Origin of the sequence: Lentzea sp. HUAS TT2, from assembly GCF_051853195.1 — a bacterium.
Lineage (GTDB): Bacteria > Actinomycetota > Actinomycetes > Mycobacteriales > Pseudonocardiaceae > Lentzea.
In genome coordinates this window covers 2,719,296-2,735,497 of sequence record NZ_CP196667.1, presented here as the reverse complement: position 1 = coordinate 2,735,497, position 16,202 = coordinate 2,719,296, and the positions used below count along the sequence as shown (strand labels likewise).

The 16,202-nt window shown below is 68.2% G+C and carries 17 protein-coding genes; 4 read left to right on the top strand and 13 right to left on the bottom strand.

Annotated features, from left to right (window positions below):
* The first annotated feature begins 44 nt into the window (after nucleotides 1–44).
* Complete coding sequence (locus ACSHWB_RS13640; RefSeq protein ID WP_439662402.1) at nucleotides 45–494, top strand: MarR family winged helix-turn-helix transcriptional regulator; 450 nt, start codon at nucleotides 45–47, stop codon at nucleotides 492–494.
* Here ACSHWB_RS13640 and ACSHWB_RS13635 read toward each other — a convergent pair.
* From ACSHWB_RS13635 to macS, 11 genes are all read right to left on the bottom strand, one after another.
* Nucleotides 491–1,330 carry a LysR family transcriptional regulator gene (locus ACSHWB_RS13635; protein WP_439662401.1) on the bottom strand — a complete coding sequence of 280 codons (840 nt, stop codon included), beginning with the start codon at nucleotides 1,328–1,330 and terminating at the stop codon, nucleotides 491–493. The two genes, ACSHWB_RS13640 and ACSHWB_RS13635, sit on opposite strands and share 4 nt — an antisense overlap.
* A complete protein-coding gene (locus ACSHWB_RS13630; RefSeq protein ID WP_439662400.1) occupies nucleotides 1,327–2,343 on the bottom strand; it encodes a hypothetical protein in 1,017 nt (338 codons plus the stop codon). The genes ACSHWB_RS13635 and ACSHWB_RS13630 overlap by 4 nt, the downstream gene beginning before the upstream one ends.
* Nucleotides 2,328–2,801 (bottom strand): RNA polymerase sigma factor, encoded by a 474-nt coding sequence (locus ACSHWB_RS13625; RefSeq protein ID WP_439662399.1) that lies wholly within the window; start codon nucleotides 2,799–2,801, stop codon nucleotides 2,328–2,330. Before ACSHWB_RS13625 ends, ACSHWB_RS13630 begins: the two co-directional genes overlap by 16 nt.
* A 29-nt stretch (nucleotides 2,802–2,830) precedes the next feature.
* On the bottom strand, nucleotides 2,831–2,998 hold the full coding sequence (locus tag ACSHWB_RS13620) for a DUF397 domain-containing protein (protein ID WP_439662398.1): 168 nt from the start codon (nucleotides 2,996–2,998) through the stop codon (nucleotides 2,831–2,833).
* A 13-nt stretch (nucleotides 2,999–3,011) separates the two neighbouring features.
* The gene (locus tag ACSHWB_RS13615) at nucleotides 3,012–3,842 is read right to left on the bottom strand and encodes a helix-turn-helix domain-containing protein (protein ID WP_439662397.1); all 831 of its coding nucleotides are present in this window, start codon (nucleotides 3,840–3,842) and stop codon (nucleotides 3,012–3,014) included.
* 97 nt (nucleotides 3,843–3,939) lie between these two features.
* Nucleotides 3,940–5,118: a glycine C-acetyltransferase gene (locus ACSHWB_RS13610; RefSeq protein WP_439662396.1), complete on the bottom strand. Its 1,179-nt coding sequence runs from the start codon at nucleotides 5,116–5,118 to the stop codon at nucleotides 3,940–3,942.
* Nucleotides 5,118–6,149, bottom strand: a complete 1,032-nt coding sequence (gene tdh / locus ACSHWB_RS13605) for an L-threonine 3-dehydrogenase (RefSeq protein WP_439662395.1) — start codon at nucleotides 6,147–6,149, stop codon at nucleotides 5,118–5,120. The genes ACSHWB_RS13610 and tdh overlap by 1 nt, the downstream gene beginning before the upstream one ends.
* Nucleotides 6,150–6,185: 36 nt before the next feature.
* A complete protein-coding gene (locus ACSHWB_RS13600) occupies nucleotides 6,186–7,637 on the bottom strand; it encodes an SDR family oxidoreductase (RefSeq protein WP_439662394.1) in 1,452 nt (483 codons plus the stop codon).
* A 36-nt stretch (nucleotides 7,638–7,673) separates the two neighbouring features.
* The gene (locus tag ACSHWB_RS13595) at nucleotides 7,674–8,210 is read right to left on the bottom strand and encodes a DUF1707 SHOCT-like domain-containing protein (protein ID WP_439662393.1); all 537 of its coding nucleotides are present in this window, start codon (nucleotides 8,208–8,210) and stop codon (nucleotides 7,674–7,676) included.
* Nucleotides 8,207–8,869 carry a response regulator gene (locus ACSHWB_RS13590; RefSeq protein ID WP_191297707.1) on the bottom strand — a complete coding sequence of 221 codons (663 nt, stop codon included), beginning with the start codon at nucleotides 8,867–8,869 and terminating at the stop codon, nucleotides 8,207–8,209. Before ACSHWB_RS13590 ends, ACSHWB_RS13595 begins: the two co-directional genes overlap by 4 nt.
* On the bottom strand, nucleotides 8,866–10,026 hold the full coding sequence (gene macS, locus ACSHWB_RS13585; RefSeq protein ID WP_439662392.1) for a MacS family sensor histidine kinase: 1,161 nt from the start codon (nucleotides 10,024–10,026) through the stop codon (nucleotides 8,866–8,868). Before macS ends, ACSHWB_RS13590 begins: the two co-directional genes overlap by 4 nt.
* Before the next feature lie 116 nt (nucleotides 10,027–10,142).
* On the opposite strand from macS, the gene ACSHWB_RS13580 reads away from it, so the two are divergent.
* Entirely contained in the window at nucleotides 10,143–11,345 is a 1,203-nt protein-coding gene (locus ACSHWB_RS13580; RefSeq protein WP_439662391.1) for a diguanylate cyclase, read from the top strand.
* Here the strand turns inward: ACSHWB_RS13580 and ACSHWB_RS13575 are convergent.
* On the bottom strand, nucleotides 11,342–11,782 hold the full coding sequence (locus ACSHWB_RS13575) for an SRPBCC family protein (protein WP_439662390.1): 441 nt from the start codon (nucleotides 11,780–11,782) through the stop codon (nucleotides 11,342–11,344). The genes ACSHWB_RS13580 and ACSHWB_RS13575 overlap by 4 nt on opposite strands.
* A 4-nt stretch (nucleotides 11,783–11,786) precedes the next feature.
* A complete protein-coding gene (locus tag ACSHWB_RS13570) occupies nucleotides 11,787–12,938 on the bottom strand; it encodes an AI-2E family transporter (protein WP_439662389.1) in 1,152 nt (383 codons plus the stop codon).
* A 79-nt stretch (nucleotides 12,939–13,017) separates the two neighbouring features.
* On the opposite strand from ACSHWB_RS13570, the gene ACSHWB_RS13565 reads away from it, so the two are divergent.
* Nucleotides 13,018–15,195 carry a hypothetical protein gene (locus ACSHWB_RS13565; protein WP_439662388.1) on the top strand — a complete coding sequence of 726 codons (2,178 nt, stop codon included), beginning with the start codon at nucleotides 13,018–13,020 and terminating at the stop codon, nucleotides 15,193–15,195.
* Between the two features lie 150 nt (nucleotides 15,196–15,345).
* Entirely contained in the window at nucleotides 15,346–16,116 is a 771-nt protein-coding gene (locus tag ACSHWB_RS13560) for a hypothetical protein (protein WP_439662387.1), read from the top strand.
* Nucleotides 16,117–16,202: the final 86 nt, after the last annotated feature.

Here is a 16,202-nt window from a genome sequence, read left to right as displayed (position 1 = left end):
AGTCAAATGTAGCATGACTTCAAGCATGAAGTAGGCTGCGCGGCATGCAGTGGCTGAACGCCGAGGAGAAGGACGCCTGGACCGGGCTGGTCTCGATGTTGCTGTTGCTGCCGGGGCGGCTGGAGGCGCCGTTGCAGCAGGAGTCGGGACTGAGCCTCTTCGACTACCTGGTGCTCAGCCACGTCTCGGAGGCACCGGACCGCCGGATCCGGATGAGCGAGCTGGCGCACCTCGCGAACGGGTCGCTGTCGCGGCTGTCCAACGTGGTCAAGCGCTTCGAGCAGCGTGGCTGGGTGGTGCGGTCTCCCGATCCCGAGGACGGCCGCTACACCGTCGCCACGCTCACCGACGAGGGCTTCGAGGTGGTCGAAGCCGCTGCCCCGACGCACCTGCGAGCGGTGCGCGAGTTCGTGCTCGACCCTCTCACCGCCGCCGACCGCCAGGCGTTGACGCGCATCGCGGCCAAGCTGAGCGTGACGATCCCGCCGCCCTAGCCCCGGAGCTCGCCGAGGACCGCGCTGATCAACGGATGGTCCTCCGACCCCGTCCGCACCGCCGCCACCACCCGCCGCAACGGCGCCACCCCGGCGACCGGCACCCCGCGCACGGCGTTGCGCGGCGCCAGCGCCACCCCGGCTCCGGCGTCGACGAGCGCCTGGATCGCACGGAAGTCGTCAGACGTGTGCCGGATGCGCGGCGCGAACCCGGCCTGCGCGCACGCCATCTCCACGACGTCGCGCAACGGGTTGCCGGGCAGCGTCACCACCCAGTCCTCGTCGGCCAGCGCCGCCAGGTCCACCGGTCCGGTCAACGGGTGACCCGGCGGCAGCACGACGTCGAAAGGCTCGGTGTACAGCGGAAACCGCGTGAAGCGGTCCGTCGTCCGGTGCTCCTCGGTGATCGCCACGTCGATCTCGCCGTCCAGCAGCAGCCGCACGCTCTCGTGCCCTTCGGCATCGCGCACGGACAGTTCGATCGACCGTTCCTTCAACGCCGCCAGCGCGGGCGCCACCACCTGCGTGATCGCCGACGCGAACGCCGCCACCCCCACCCGCCCGGCCGAACCGGAGGCGAGAGCGTCCAAGGTGGCCTGCGCGCGTTCCAGCTCAGCGGCAACGACGTGCGCGTGCGTCACGAGCAGGTCGCCCGCCGGCGTCAGCGACACCCGCCTGCCCTTGCGCAGCAGCAACGGATGTCCCGCCTCGGACTCCAGCGCCGCGAGCTGCTGCGACACCGCCGACGGCGTGAGGTGCAGAGCGGCGGCCGCGGCCGTCACGGTGCCGTGGTCAGCGAGTGCGCGCAGCACGCGAAGCCGTCGTGGGTCGATCACCGCACAATGATGGGGGATTCCACTTCGCCGTTCACGGGGACGTTCTGAGGAACGATGGGCTCGAAGCCCACCTGCTCCAGCAGGAGGTACTCCTCCTCCGTGATGCTCATCTGCGCGGGCAGGTTGTGCTGAGGCGTGGTGATCACGTCCCGCTTGAGGATCGGCAGGCCGGTCTCCGGGTTCATCACCAGCTGCGTCTCGACGTCGGTGAACTGGAACGTCGGCGGCGCGGGGATGGCCACCGCGACCCCCTTGCGCTCGTTGAGCACCGTCACCTCACCGAGGAACCGCGCCCCGTCGAGCGTCTTGATCAGCTCGAACGCCGCCCGCCGCTGGTCGTCACGCACGTTCATGCTCATCAGGTCCATCGCGAGCGACGCGACCCGGTAAGGGTCCTTCCCCGCGACGGTCTCCAGCGACGTCCGCAGCTCCTGCGGGTCGGCGGGCAGCGAGCCGAGCGAGTCGATCCGCGTCTGGCTGTGCAGCGACATCTGGAACCCGGCGACGGTGGTCTTCAGCACGGCCGGCTTCATCGGGCCGATGCGCACCAGGTGGTTCCCGCCGACCTGCGGCACCGTCTCCGGCTTGCCCGCCTCCTCCCACTCCCTGCCGTCGTGCACGAGCGAGAAGGGGCGCACGTCACCGTCCTTCTGGATGACCGTGACCTGCTGGTTCGTTGCCATCCACCGTTCGGTCTTGGAGTCGAAGAACGCGGCGTACGGCTTCGCCGGGTCGCCGACGATCATCACGGACCACTGCCGCGTGAGCGCGTGCCACCACTTCGGCGGCGATGCGGGCTGCACGGGCTGAGGAGGCGAAGGCAGCAGCACGACCGCAAGCACGATCACCGCACCGATGACCACCAACGGAGCGAACCGCTTGAGGAACAGCTTCCGCGCAGGCCTCTCCCGCGGCAACAAGACGATGCGCGCGAGATCGCCCTCCATCCGCGCGGGATCGACCTCGGGCGTCGGAGGCTTGGCCTGGGCCAGGTCTTTCAGGATGTCTTCCACGACGCCCTCGCACTGTCGAATTTCGGAGTCCAGAGAGCGGCCTGCAAACGCCGCCGAGCCCGATGCAGCCGCACGAAGAACGTCGCCGTCGTGCACCCGAGCACCTGCGCGGCCTCAGCCGCCGCCAGCCCGTGCCACGCGATGAGCGTCAGCACCTCCTGGTCGTTCTCGGACAGACTCGCGAGAGCCGCACGCAGCTCGATCACCGCGAAGTCGTCGTCGGCCGGGAAGTCGGTGAGCTCGTAGGTCGTCATCTCCCGACGGGTCGCGCGCACCAGGTTGCGGGCGATGCCGAGCAGCCACGGCAGCGCGTTCGACGGCATCCGGGCCTGCCTGCGCCAGGCGATCGTGAAGGTCTCGCTGGTGATGTCCTCAGCGAGCCGGCCGCCCGCGTGGCTCGCCGCATAGGCGAGCACTCGCGGGTAGCACTCGCGGTAGACGATCGAGAATTCCTCCACGTCAGGAAGTGTGCGGACTCCGCCGATTCTTACCGCTGTGTGATGCGGGTCACATGACGGAGGAAGGCCGACCACGCCTCGCCGGACACGGGCAGGTGGGTGGCCGGTGCCTTGCTGTCCCGGATGCCGACACCGCGACCGACCTCGACGCAGTCGCTGGAGTTTGCGCTGTAAGAGCTCTTACGCCAGTTCGACATGCGAAGCGCCTCCTCAGATCAGGATGCTGTTGATCAGCTCTCTGGATTGTTCCGGATCCAACGCCTGGGCGTCGAGTCGCTTCAGCACCGAGGAGTAGGCGGCGAGTGATTTGGCGTCTTCGAGGAAGAGCCCCGAGGTCTCGCCTTCGAGGAAGACGACTGGCTCGAACTTCTCGTAACTCAGCTGGAGGAATGATCCAGACGTACCCGCATGTGCGCCGATAGCGCTCGGCACGACTTTCAGGTTGATGTAGTCGCGTTGCGCCATCCCCATGAGGTGGATGTATTGATCTTTCATCACGTCCGGCCCACCCACCTGTAGGCGTAGAGCCTGTTCGTGGATGTAGAAGACGAACGTGCGGCTCCAGTGAAAGAGCTTGCTGCGTTCGAGTTTCGCCGCGATGACACTCTCGTAGTCGACGGACTTGGTGCGAACCGCGCCCTCGATGACAGCACGCATGTAGTCAGCGGTCTGGAGGTGACCGGGGACGAGATTCATCGACCAGACAGTGATCTTGCTGGCGAGCCGCTCCTGTTTGAGCAGCTCGGGCACCTGGTCCGGTGGCCCGTCGTCGGGGATCTTGAGGTAGCCGTTCTCGCGCGTCTCGTGGAACAGGGCGATCAGGCGCTGGACCTCGAGCGGCTGAACACGGCAGTAGCCGAGCAGCCGTTCCAGGTCGGCCTGGGTCACGCCGCCCTTGCCGCGGACCATGTCGGAGAGCTTGGCTTCGTCCCAGCCGATTTCTGCGGCGATCTGGCGGTGGGTCATCCCGGTCAGCTCGATGGCACGTCGAACGCCCTCGCCGAACTCTCGCCCCACCACGCTGGACTTTCGTCTTGGCATGTCGACGAAACTAGAAGCAAGACCCGTACCGGCTCCATTGTTTCCTTCCGAATATCACCGAAGGAAGTAGTTTTTGGAGCCGGTACAAGTCCTACCTTCACATCTTTTCGCGTGCGGCGATAAACGCGTCCACGGCGCGGTTAACGTCCTCGGTGGTGTGTGAAGCCGACATCTGCGTACGGATGCGCGCCTTGCCGTGCGGCACCACGGGGTACGAGAAACCGATGACGTAAATGCCCTGCTCCAGCAACAGGTCCGCGAGCCTCGCCGCCTCAGCAGCGTCGCCGATCATCACCGGGATGATCGGGTGCTCGCCGGGCAGCAGGTCGAAGCCCGCCTCGGTCATCCGCCGGCGGAACAGCTCCGTGTTCTCCCGCAGCCGCGTGAGCAGGTCGGACGAGTTCGACAGCATGTCCAGCGTGGCGATCGCGGCCGCCGTGATCGACGGCGCGAGGGAGTTCGAGAACAGGTACGGCCGCGAGCGCTGGCGCAGCAGCTCGACGATCTCCTTGCGCCCGGACGTGTACCCGCCGGACGCGCCGCCCAGCGCCTTGCCCAACGTGCCCGTCACGATGTCGACGCGGTCCTGCACGCCGAACAGCTCCGGGGTGCCGCGGCCGGTCGGGCCGGTGAAGCCGACGGCGTGCGAGTCGTCGACCATGACCAGGGCGTTGTAGCGCTCGGCCAGGTCGCAGATCTCGTCCAACGGCGCGAGGTAGCCGTCCATCGAGAAGACGCCGTCGGTCGCGATCAGGCGGTAGCGGGCGTCGGCCGCGTCCTTGAGCTGGCGCTCCAGGTCGTCCATGTCGCGGTTCTTGTAGCGGAAGCGCTTGGCCTTCGACAGCCGCACGCCGTCGATGATCGACGCGTGGTTCAGCTCGTCGGAGATGATCGCGTCCTCGGCGCCGAGCAGCGTCTCGAACAGGCCGCCGTTCGCGTCGAAGCAGGAGCTGTAGAGGATCGTGTCCTCGGTGCCGAGGAACTCGCTGAGCTTGCGCTCCAGTTCCTTGTGCGGTTCCTGGGTGCCGCAGATGAACCGGACGGAGGCCATGCCGAAGCCCCAGTCGTCCAGGCCCTTCTTGGCCGCCTCGATCAGCTGCGGGTGGTCGGCGAGACCGAGGTAGTTGTTGGCGCAGAAGTTCAGGACCTCGTCACCGGAACCAACGCGCACGGCGGCGTTCTGCGGGGTGCCGATCACGCGTTCGGACTTGTAGAGGCCGGCCTCCCTGATCTCCTCGATCGTCTTGAGGAGGTCGTTCTTCAGCTCGCCGTACATCAGGCTCCCGTCCAGTCGAGGATGACCTTGCCGCACTTGCCTTCGCGCGCGGTGGCGAACGCCTCCGCGTGCTGCGTGTGGTCGAACCGGTGCGTGATGACCGGCGCGAGGTCGAGGCCGCGCTGCAGCAGCACGGTCATCGAGTACCAGGTCTCGAACATCTCGCGGCCGTAGATCCCCTTGATGTGCAGCATCTTCAGCACGACGCTGCTCCAGTCGACGGAGAACTCGTCCGCGGGCAGGCCCAGCATCGCGATGCGGCCGCCGTGCGCCATGTTCGCGATCATGTCGCGCATCGCCACCGGCTTGCCGGACATCTCCATGCCGACGTCGAAGCCCTCGGCCATGCCGAGCTCGGCCTGCGCGTCCGCGATGGACTTCTCGGCGACGTTCACCGCGAGGTCGACGCCGACCTTGCGGGCCAGGTCGAGGCGGTGCTCGGAGATGTCGGTGATCACGACGTTGCGCGCGCCCGCGTGCTTGGCGACGGCGGCGGCCATGATGCCGATCGGACCGGCGCCCGTGATGATCACGTCCTCGCCGATGACCGGGAAGCTGAGCGCGGTGTGCACGGCGTTGCCGAACGGGTCGAAGATCGCGGCGACGTCCAGGTCGACCTTCGTGCGGTGCACCCACGCGTTCTGCTCGGGCAGCACGACGTACTGCGCGAACGCGCCGTTGGAGTGCACGCCCAGACCACGCGTGTTCGCGCAGAGGTGGCGGCGGCCGGCCTTGCAGTTGCGGCAGTTCCCGCAGACGAGGTGGCCCTCGCCGCTGACCAGGTCGCCCACCTTGACGCCGGTGACGCTGGTGCCGACCTCGACGACCTCGCCGACGAACTCGTGCCCGAGGACCAGGGGCGCCTTGATGTTCTGCGCCGCCCAGTCGTCCCACGAGTCGATGTGCAGATCGGTGCCGCAGATGCCGGTGCGCAACACCCTGACCAGCACGTCCGTCGGACCCGGTGTCGGGTCGGGGACGTCGGTCAGTTCGAGTCCAGGCCCAGCGGCGACCTTGACGAGAGCCTTCATGCGGGAAGTTTCACCCTTTGCTGCTTGTGCAGTCCATCAGGACTTTCTGAAGTTCTTGTGCAGCTCAGCTTCATTGGCGATGTTGCGCACCATGCCGCCGAACACGATGCCGTGAAACGGCCAGACGACCGCCCAGTAGAGGTGTCCGGCGAGCCCTTTGGGCACGAACACGGCGCGTTGGCGGTAAGTGGACCCGTGTCCCTCGTTGCCCGCCACTCGAAGCTCCAGCCACGCCTTGCCTGGCACCTTCATCTCGGCCCGCAGCCGCAGGAGGTGCCCGCGTTCGATCTCCTCGACGCGCCACCAGTCGAGGGCCTCGCCGACGTTCAGGCGGTTCGCGTCACGCCTGCCGCGCCTGAGCCCGACGCCGCCCGCGGCACGGTCCATCCAGCCGCGCACGGCCCAGGCCAGTGGGAACGAGTACCAGCCGCGTTCGCCGCCGATGCCTTCGACGACCTCCCACAGCCGTTCCGGAGACGCGTTGGTGCGGCGCTCGCGTTCGTCGGTGTAGACGGAACCGCCGGACCAGTCGGGGTCGCTCGGCAGCGGTTCGCTCGGCGCACCCGGCAGCGACGCCCCTGACCATCGGGTCTCCACGTCGGCGTCGCGGATCTTGTCCAGTGCCAGCTCGACGGCCTTGACGAAGCCGGTGTTCTCGCCGGGCAGCACCTCGCGGATGTCGTTCTCGCGGCACACCACCTCGTGCACCAGCGACTCGATCAACGGCCTGGCGATGGACTTCGGCACCGGCGTGACGACGTTGACCCAGTGCGAGGACAGGCCCGGAGTCAGCAGCGGCACGGGCAGCACGCGGCGCCTGGGCAGCCCGGCGACCTCGGCGTACCGGAGCATCATCTCGAGGTAGGTCAGCACGTCGGGGCCGCCGATGTCGAACGTCCGGTTGGCGTCCAGCGTCGTGGCGTCGACCAGGTAGCGCAGCACGTCCCGGACGGCGATCGGCTGGATCCGGTTGTGGACCCAGCGCGGCGTGACCATGACCGGCAGGCGTTCGGTGAGGTAGCGCAGCATCTCGAAGCTCGCCGACCCCGAACCGATGATCACCGCGGCCTGCAGCACCACCGCCTGCGTCTTCGCACGCAGGAAGACCTCCCCGACCTCCTTGCGCGAGGCCAGGTGCGGTGACAGCTCGACGTTCTCCGGGTGCAGTCCGCCCAGGTAGACGATCCGCTGCACACCCGCGCGTTCGGCTGCCCGCGCCGTGTTCTCCGCGGCCTTGCGGTCTGCGTCGGCGAAGTCCTTCGACTGCAGCGAGTGCACCAGGTAGTGGACGACCTCGACGTCCCGCATGGCCTCGTCCAGATCGCCGAGCACGTCACCTTTGACGATCTCGACGTCAGCGGCCCACGGGACGTCGCGCAGCTTCTCCGGCGAACGCACCAGGCAGCGGACCTGGTGCCCTTCGGCCAGCAGCCTGGGCACCAGTCGTCCGCCGAGGTATCCGGTCGCGCCGGTCACGAGGCATCGCATGCCTCGATCCTGCGGCCTGGCAGTGCGCCGTGCAGATCAGCGCTTGCTCTTCTTGATCACCACGGTCCCGCCGCGCACCGCGCCCTTGAGCTGGAAGTGCGGGTTGCCCACGGAGTTGTGGACCTTGTCCTTCAGCTCTCCAGCGGTGATCTCCACGGCGTCGAAGTTCACCGACGACCCCGCCGGCACCAGCATCTTCACGGTGCCGAGCGACACGTCGAGGTCGACGTTGACGACCGGTGGCACCTCGGCGGCGGTGAAGTCGAGGTTCGTGGTGCCGAGGGTGTTGCGGATGACGAGCTCGTTCGGCACGACCCAGTGGCCCTTGCGGGTCGTGGTGCTCATCGTGTTCTTCAGCTCGGTCCGCTCGCGGGCCAGCTCGTTGTTGACCATGCCGGGCAGGTCGACCAGCACGACGTTCAGGTCGGCCCTGGTCTTCGCGGCGAGAGCGGTGTCCGTGCGGACGGTGAACTCGTCGAGCGTGATCATGCCGCGGCCCACCGCCTTGTTCAGCAGGGTGACGACGTGCTCACGTTCCGCATCGGACACGCGTAACTCTCTGGGGTCTGTCATTTCTCTGCCTCCGGTTCGGCGTCAAGACCGTGCTCGATGGCATAACGCGCCAACTCCACCCGGTTGTGCAGTTGAAGCTTCCGCAAAGTCGACTGGACGTGGTTTTCGACCGTGCGGTGGGAGATCACCAGGCGGTTCGCGATCTGTCGTGCGGTCAGGCCCTTGGCGACCAGTCGCAGCACCTCGGTCTCCCGATCGGTGAGCTGCGGCTTCTCCTCCGAGTCGTCGGGCGCGGCGGCCATGCGCCGGTACTCGCCCAGCACCAGGCCCGCGAGACCCGCGGTGAACACGGCGTCGCCCGCGGCGGTGCGGGACACGGCCTCGACCAGTTCCTCCGAGGACGCGGACTTCACGAGGTAACCGGACGCGCCCGCCTTCACGGCCTGCAGCACGTCGTCGTGCTCGCCGGACGCGGACAGCACGAGCACGCGCGTGTCCGGCAGCTCGCTGGTGATCATCGCCGTGGCGTCGACCCCGGAGAGCTCACCGAGGTTGAGGTCCATCAGGACCACGTTGGGTCGCACGGCTTTCGCGATGCGCACGGCCGAGGGCGCGTCGCCCGCGGTCGCCACGATCTCGAAGCCGCGCTCCTGCAGATCGCGCGCCACGCCTTCGCGCCACATCGGATGGTCGTCCACGACCATCACCGAGACCGTCATCTTGCCGCCCCCTTCCTGAACACCCGGACCTCCCATTCCGTGCCCTCCCCCGGCCCGGTCTGGAGCTCCAGCGTTCCGCCGAGCGACTCCACCCGGCCTTTGATCGACTTCTCGATCCCCATCCTGCCTTCCGCGGCGGCCGACGCGATCCGGCCTTCCGGGATGCCAGGCCCATCGTCCCTGACGCTCAGCACGATCTCCTCCCCGAGATCCTCCAGCAGCACCCACGCCCGCGCGTCCTCACCGGCGTGCTTGTCCACGTTGGACAGCGCCTCCCGCACCAGCGAGGTGAGCTCGCCGGCCGCAGGTGCCTCGAACATCACCTGTGTGGCGGGCGTCGACACCTGGATCCTGGGCGTGGCGAGCAGCTGCAGGCCGGGCCGCAGGTCGATCTCTCCATCCACAGTGGAGTCGGTAGGAGCTGCGGCCACCAAATTCCTGAGCGCCACCTCCTGCTCGCCCGCCATCTTGGCCAGCTCGGCAGCCTCGCCGCCGACCTCCAGACCGCGTTTGCGCACGCGGGCGAGGACCTGCAGCACGCTGTCGTGAATCGAACGGGCAAGCCGCTCGCGTTCCGCCGTGGCCGCTTCGGCTCTGAGTGCCTGCGCGAGCAACACCGCACTGCGCCGTGCCGTGGCCGACGCCATGCCGACGACCATGCCCGCACCGGCCAGCAGCACGACGTCACGCAGCAGGTCGAGGCTCGGCACGCCCTTGGACAGGTAGGTGGAGAGACCGACGGCCAGCCCGCCCGCGAAGCCCGCGTAGGCCCCGCCGAGCGCGCCCAGCGCGACCGCCGGCACGCACGCCCAGATCGTCGTGATCAACGGGACGTTCAGGGTCAGCAGCTGGTGGTCGGACATGATCAACGGCGACAACGACATGAGACCGCAGGTCAGGGCCAGGTCTACGAGCACAAGCGGCCACCGCCTGCCCCACGTCGTGCTGTACGCGCGGCTCGTGAAGACGGACCACAGCGCCATCACCCCGAGCGTGGTCCACGCGAGCCACGGCCGGATGTAGCCGGATTGGTTCGCGATGACGTTGGCCGCTGCGAAGAGGAATGTGACTATGCGTAGCGCAATCGTCCCGCGCCACAGGGGCGTGGCCGGGTCGTCGATCACCTTCGTCACACGTTCGGCAGGCTCTTTGCGCACGCTGTGCTCCTTTCGAACACCATCCTGCCGCGTGAACGTGTGCTGGCTAACCCCCAGGTGGCCGTCTTCTGCCGAACGGAGGAATGTGCGACGCTCTCCGGGTTCGGGGGAGGGCGATGCAGGTGCGGGACTGGCCGGTGTGGACTTTGCGGCGGCCTGCGCTCTGCTACTGGTTGCTGATCGACATCGCGGCCCTCGCCACCGTGGTCCACGCGATCGTTTCCTCCGAAACGCCGTCACCCTCCGAAATCGCCAAGTTCGCCGCGATCGCGGGCACGGCGGGCGCGGTGATCATCGGCAGTTCCATCTACAGCCACCGCTTAGGCGAGACCGAGCGCAACCCGTGGGCAGCCCACCTCTGCTACCTGACGGCGGGCATCCTCGCCTTACCGCCGAACCTCCTGGTGCTGCTCCTCTTCGGCCCCGCCCTGCACAGCCTGCTCTCCCCACGCCCGGAAACCCACCGCTGGCTCTTCACGCTGAGCGCCACCGCCCTGGCCGTCTTCATCACCCGCTACGTCCTCGGCTGGGCAGACCCGCACGCGAACCTGCTGATCCTGACCCTGGCCGCAGCCCTGCTGCTGATCCTGCGCGCGGGCCTCATCTCCCTGGGCCTCAAACTCCGCAGCCCCTCGGCCACGTTCGAGGAGAACGTCGGCGAACCCATCGACGCCATCCTCGGCATCGTCGCCGTGTCGATCGGCGGCCTCATGGGCTGCGTCGCGGAGTCGAACGCCATCCACGTCCTCATCGCGGGCCCGTCCCTCGCGCTTCTGGAACGAGCGGCCCAACTCCCGCAATGGCGTCGATCAGCCCAGCGAGACGCCAAGACCGGCCTCGCCAACGCCGTGCACTGGGACAGCCGGGCCCGTTACGAGCTCGCCAAGGGCTCGGGCCGCACCCGCCCCATGGCCGTCATGCTCCTGGACCTCGACCACTTCAAGCGCGTCAACGACGAGGTGGGCCACCTGGCAGGCGACGCCGCCCTGGCCGCGATCTCGTTGCTGCTGGTCGGAACCGTCCGCCGAGGAGACCTGGTCGGCCGCTTCGGCGGTGAGGAGTTCGTCGTGCTGCTGCCCGAGGCCACGCCGGACGAGGCCGAGTACGTCGCCGAACGGGTGCGCAAGGCCGTGGCGGCTCTTCGGGTGCCCACGATGGCCACCGACGGGAAGCCGCACGAGCTGCACGGGCTGACTGTGTCCATCGGGGTGTCGACGACGACTCGGTTCGGGTACGAGCTGCCGGATCTGCTGGTGGCGGCGGATGCGGCGTTGCTGGCGGCGAAGGCCTACGGCCGCAACCTCGTGTCGATGGCCTAGGCGTTCAGGTACTTCTCGATCTCCGCGGCCATGTGCTCGTGAGCGAACCGGGCCTTCGCGAACCCGTAGGAGAACAACGGACTCGGCGCCTCGAACGTGATGCCGACCCCGATCCGCACCCGTCCGTCGCCGGCGTCCTGCACCCGGACGTGGCTGCGCAAGGTCGTCCGCGGCTGCTGGTGCGCCACGGTGATCACCTCGTCGTCGCCCCGGACCATCAGGTCGGCGCGGTAGGTGATCTTCATGGCGACCGGGCCGAGCTTCAGCCGTGAGGTCACGGCGGTGCTGCGCAGCACTCCCGGCCCCGGCGGCACTGCCCGGGTCGCGATCGCCAGCGGGTGCATGGTGACCAGCCGCGGCACGTCGGCCATCAGCTCGACGGCGTCGGAGACCGTGCCCCGGCCGTTGATCGTGTAGTCGAAGGTTCCCGTTCGCACGACCCTAGAGCTCCTTGACCCGCTCGCTCTTGTCGTCCTTCGGCGCCGTGTCCTGCGGATTCAGCACATCCACCTTCTCCGGCGTCTGCACCGCGTCCGCGTCCGACACCAGCGACCGGATCCCGGAGTTCAGCACCGCCAGCAACGGCACCGCCAGCAACGCCCCGGCAATCCCCCCGGTCACCAACCCACCGGCGATGGCCAGCACCACGGCCAACGGGTGCAGCTTGACCGCACGCCCCAGCAACAACGGCTGCAGAACGTGCGACTCCAGCTGCATCACACCGATGAGCACGGCCAACACCACCAGCGCCGCGATAGGCCCGTTGGTCACCAACGCGATCAACACGGCGATAGCACCCGTGAACACCGCACCGATGATGGGAATGAACGCCCCGAGGAACACCAACGCGGACAGCGGCACCACCAGAGGCACCCCGATGATCGCCAACCCGACACCGACACCAACGGCGTCAACAATCGCGACCACGGCCGTGGCGCGCACATAAGAAACGAGAGAGCCGAACCCCCGACGGCCAGCCACGTCGACACGCTGACGCACGTCACGAGGCACCGCACGAGTCACGAAACGCCAGATCCCGTCACCGTCGTGCAAGAAGAAGATCAGCGTGAAGAGCGCCAGCAACAACCCGGTCAGCAGCTCGCCCAAAGTCGCCGCCGTGGTCAACGCGCCGGACGTGATCTCCGCCTGGTTCTCCTTGATCGTCTTCACGATCTCGTTGACGTAGCTCTGCAGCTGCGCGTCGGACAGGTGCGCCGGCCCGTCCTTCAGCCACTTCTGGATCGTGTCGAGCGAGGCAGCCACCTGCGACTGCAGCTCGGGCAGGCCGCGGGAGAACTCGCTGATCACGAACGTCAGCACGCCGCCGAGCACGCCGATGCCGAGGATCATCATCACGGTGGTCGCGACGCCGCGCGGCACCCGCCATTCGACGAGTTTCGCCACGCCGGGCGACAGCAGTGCGGCCAGCAGCAGCGCGATAGCGACCGGGATCACTATCGATGCCAGGAAGCCCAGCACGTACGCGACGATGTACAACGCGGCGATCACGACGACAAAACGCCAGCTCAGTGCGGCACTTACGCGCAGCAGCAGTGGGACGCGGCTGCTGATCTCCGACTCCGGTGCGCTCACGGACCTCACGTTAACTGTTCGGACCCTCGCCAAGCCGGAACCTCAAAAGGGATGATCCGACTCGTCAGGGGAGGACGAAGTGATCAAGCCGGAAGACTTGACCGAAGTCGAGCGCCAGGTCGCAGGGGCCTACGCGGGGGGAACCGAGACAGACCTGACCGGACAGAGCGTTCGCGGCGAGGTGCTCACCGGTCTGCTGACCGGGTTGTACCGGGTGCCGCGCAAGGGATTGCCCGCCCTGCGGCTCCGAAACGCGCGGATCACCGGCAGGTTCGAGCTGGAGGGCACCCGCGTCACGAGGGTCATCGACCTCACCCACTGCACGTTCGAGGAGTCGCTCGACCTCCGCATGGCCCGGCTCATCGGCCTGCGGCTGCGCGGCACCCGCGTGCCGGGACTGCAGGGCCGCAACCTCAGGATCTTCAGCGACCTGGTCCTCGAAGCCGGCTTCACCTGCACCGGCACCGTCGACCTCACCGACGCCGCGGTGGACGGCACGCTCCGGCTCGCCGGCGCGGTGCTGCGGTCCGACAACGACCACGCGCTGCTGGGCGCTCGGCTGCGGGTCAGCGGTTCGGTCCAGGCCATCGCGATGCGGGCCAACGGCGAGGTGCGGCTGCGCGGCGCGGCGATCGGCGGCAGCGTCCACCTCGGCGGCGCCCGGTTGCTCAACACCGGCAAGGACGCGCTCGACGCGTCCGGGATCGTCGTCGCGGGCAACGTCTTCTGCAACGCCGAGGGCGGCCGGTTCACCGCCGACGGCCGGGTGCTCTTCGACGGCGCGCGGATCAACGGGAACGTCGAGTTCACCGGTGCCCGCCTCAACTCCGCCCACCGCGTCGACAACCAGGTGCTGGTCCTGCCGCACGGGTCCGCCGACGAGGCCGCGACGCTCGTGGCCGACCGCATCCGGGTCGAGGGCAACGTCGAGCTCGACGACGGCTTCACCAGCGAGGGCACCGTACGGCTGCCGAACGCGAGCATCGGCGGTTACCTGCGGCTGTCCGGCGCGGTGATCGGGCCACGCGAGTTCGCCGAAGAACTCGCCGGCGACGTCACGAACCGCATCCCGGTCGCCCTGCACGCGGACGGCATGCACGTCCGCGGCGACGTCGAGGCCCGCAGTGCCGTCAACGGCGCGGGCCTCCGGTCGCAGGCACTGCACACCTACGGTCAGGTGCGGCTGTCCAACGCCACCATCAACGGCAGCGCCAGCATGTCCGGCGTCTCGCTGCACGGGCCCGGCATCGACGTCCTGTTCGCCGACCGCCTCCAGATCGGCGGCACGCTCTTCCTGCGCGCGCTGAAGGCCAAGGGCTCGGTGCGTCTGCAGAACGCGAACATCGGCTCGACGCTCGACATGTCCGGCGCCGAGCTGACCCTGCCGAGGCTCCGCGCGAACGGCACGCAGAAGCCGTCACTGGACGCCCGCGCCATCACGATCGGCAAGGACCTCCTGTGCAGCCGCGGGTTCACCGCGGTCGGCGGCGTCCGGATCCGGCTGGGCGAGGTCGGCAAGATGGCGACCTTCAGCGACTCGCACCTCGGCTCGACCTCCGCGGACATCGCGCTCAACGCCTACGGCCTCACCGTCCACCAGTTCCGCCTGCACATCCCCGCCGGCCAGCAGCCCAAGGGAAAGATAGTGCTGAGCAGGCTCAAGGCCGTGTCGGTGACCGACGGGCCCGGGCTGTGGGACGCCGAGGGCGGCGTCGCCGTGGACGACTTCGAGTTCGCCGGCATCACCGCCGACCCGGACGTGCCGGTGCAGACGCGCCTCAAGTGGCTGCTCAAGGTGCAGCCGGACTTCGCGCCGGGACCGTACGAACAGCTCGCCGCCGTCTACCAGCAGGGCGGCGAGGAGGAGCTCGCGCAGAAGGTCCAGCTGGAGAAGCAACGCCGCCGCTACTCCGAACTGGGTCGCGCCGGACGGGTCTGGGGCGTGGTGCAGCGGTTCACGGTCGGCTACGGCTACCGGCCGTGGCTCGCGATCTGCTGGCTCGGCGTCTTCTGGTTGTTCGGCGCCCTCTGGTTCAACTGGCACCCGATGGTCAAGCTCAACAAGGACGAGGACCCGGTGTGGAACGCCGCGCTCCTCGCGCTCGACCTGTTGATCCCGATCATCGACTTCGGCCACGACGGCAAGTGGCAGTTCACCGGTGCGTCGCAATGGATATCTTCGCTGCTCGTGGCCGTGGGCTGGGTGCTCGCGTCGACCGCGGCGGCAGGCGCCGCCCGTGTGCTGAAGCGGGTGTGAGTCCCGGCGGGGCGTTCACACGATGTAGTTAACCGGGCGCTCAGAGCGTGCATTCGGGGTGGATGGACTGGCAGAGTCGCCGACGTCGACTTGATCACGTTGATCGTCGGCGATTCCCTTGAGTGCCACCGAGTAGCGAGGATTCCTGCGTTGTCCGCTGACTTGCGAGCGAAGACGGGAGCGAACGGCATCCGCCGGTTCGCCACCCGAGCGCTGCTCGCCGTCGGTGGGGCGATCGCGGGAACGGCCGTTGCCTGGGTGCTCACCACGTCTGCCGCGAACGCGGAGACGGTGCCTACTGCGGATGCTCAGCAGTTCGACGTCGTCAGCAAGATCGTCGCCAAGACGGACGAGAAGCTGCCGGTCGTCGTTCCCGCTGCCGAGGCAGTGCACAAGCTCGACGAGACCTTGCGCGCCGAGCAGGAGAAGGCTCGCGCCGCCCTGCCCGCCGTGCAGGTCTCCCAGGCGGTCGAACAGATCGCCGCACGAATCCTGCCGCAGGTCACCAGGATCGGTCACTCCGACAGCCCCGCCTCGGCGCGGTCGCTGGACGTGACGTTCCCGGAGATCCCGGCTCCCGCCACCGAGGCCGGACAGTCGCCGGCCCCTGTGGTCTCGCAGTTCACCGGCTCGTCCGGTGGCACGTGGACGGATATGCTGGAGCACAACGCTTTCGTCGTGCCCTCCGAGCAGCGTCCGTCCCTGCCCAGCAACCCGTTCCCGAAGCTGCCCGTCCCGGCCCCCGCGCCGGTGCAGTGCTCTTCGTGCAACGACGGTTCTGGCTCCTCCAAGGGCAGCACGACCGCTGCCTTCGCTGCACCCGGCAACGTTCACGGCATCTCGTCGACGCGCGCTCTCGCGCCGTCCACTGACGAGGTCACCGTGACGCCGGGCAAGCAGCCCGGTATCAACCCCGACTGATTCCAGCGCGCGGTCCGCGACAGCCCTCCTCCCCGTGGCTGTCCGGAAGTCGACCGTCGCGCTTTTTTCTTGCGCTCAAACAGGTC

What these genes read in the sequence shown, in the direction of transcription:
- tdh (WP_439662395.1), bottom strand. Translation starts at nt 6,149, where the DNA reads ATGAAGGCTCTCGTCAAGGTCGCCGCTGGGCCTGGACTCGAACTGACC.
- ACSHWB_RS13580 (WP_439662391.1), top strand. Translation starts at nt 10,143, where the DNA reads ATGCAGGTGCGGGACTGGCCGGTGTGGACTTTGCGGCGGCCTGCGCTC.
- ACSHWB_RS13610 (WP_439662396.1), bottom strand. Translation starts at nt 5,118, where the DNA reads ATGTACGGCGAGCTGAAGAACGACCTCCTCAAGACGATCGAGGAGATC.
- ACSHWB_RS13640 (WP_439662402.1), top strand. Translation starts at nt 45, where the DNA reads ATGCAGTGGCTGAACGCCGAGGAGAAGGACGCCTGGACCGGGCTGGTC.
- ACSHWB_RS13615 (WP_439662397.1), bottom strand. Translation starts at nt 3,842, where the DNA reads ATGCCAAGACGAAAGTCCAGCGTGGTGGGGCGAGAGTTCGGCGAGGGC.
- ACSHWB_RS13590 (WP_191297707.1), bottom strand. Translation starts at nt 8,869, where the DNA reads ATGACGGTCTCGGTGATGGTCGTGGACGACCATCCGATGTGGCGCGAA.
- ACSHWB_RS13620 (WP_439662398.1), bottom strand. Translation starts at nt 2,998, where the DNA reads ATGTCGAACTGGCGTAAGAGCTCTTACAGCGCAAACTCCAGCGACTGC.
- ACSHWB_RS13595 (WP_439662393.1), bottom strand. Translation starts at nt 8,210, where the DNA reads ATGACAGACCCCAGAGAGTTACGCGTGTCCGATGCGGAACGTGAGCAC.
- ACSHWB_RS13600 (WP_439662394.1), bottom strand. Translation starts at nt 7,637, where the DNA reads ATGCGATGCCTCGTGACCGGCGCGACCGGATACCTCGGCGGACGACTG.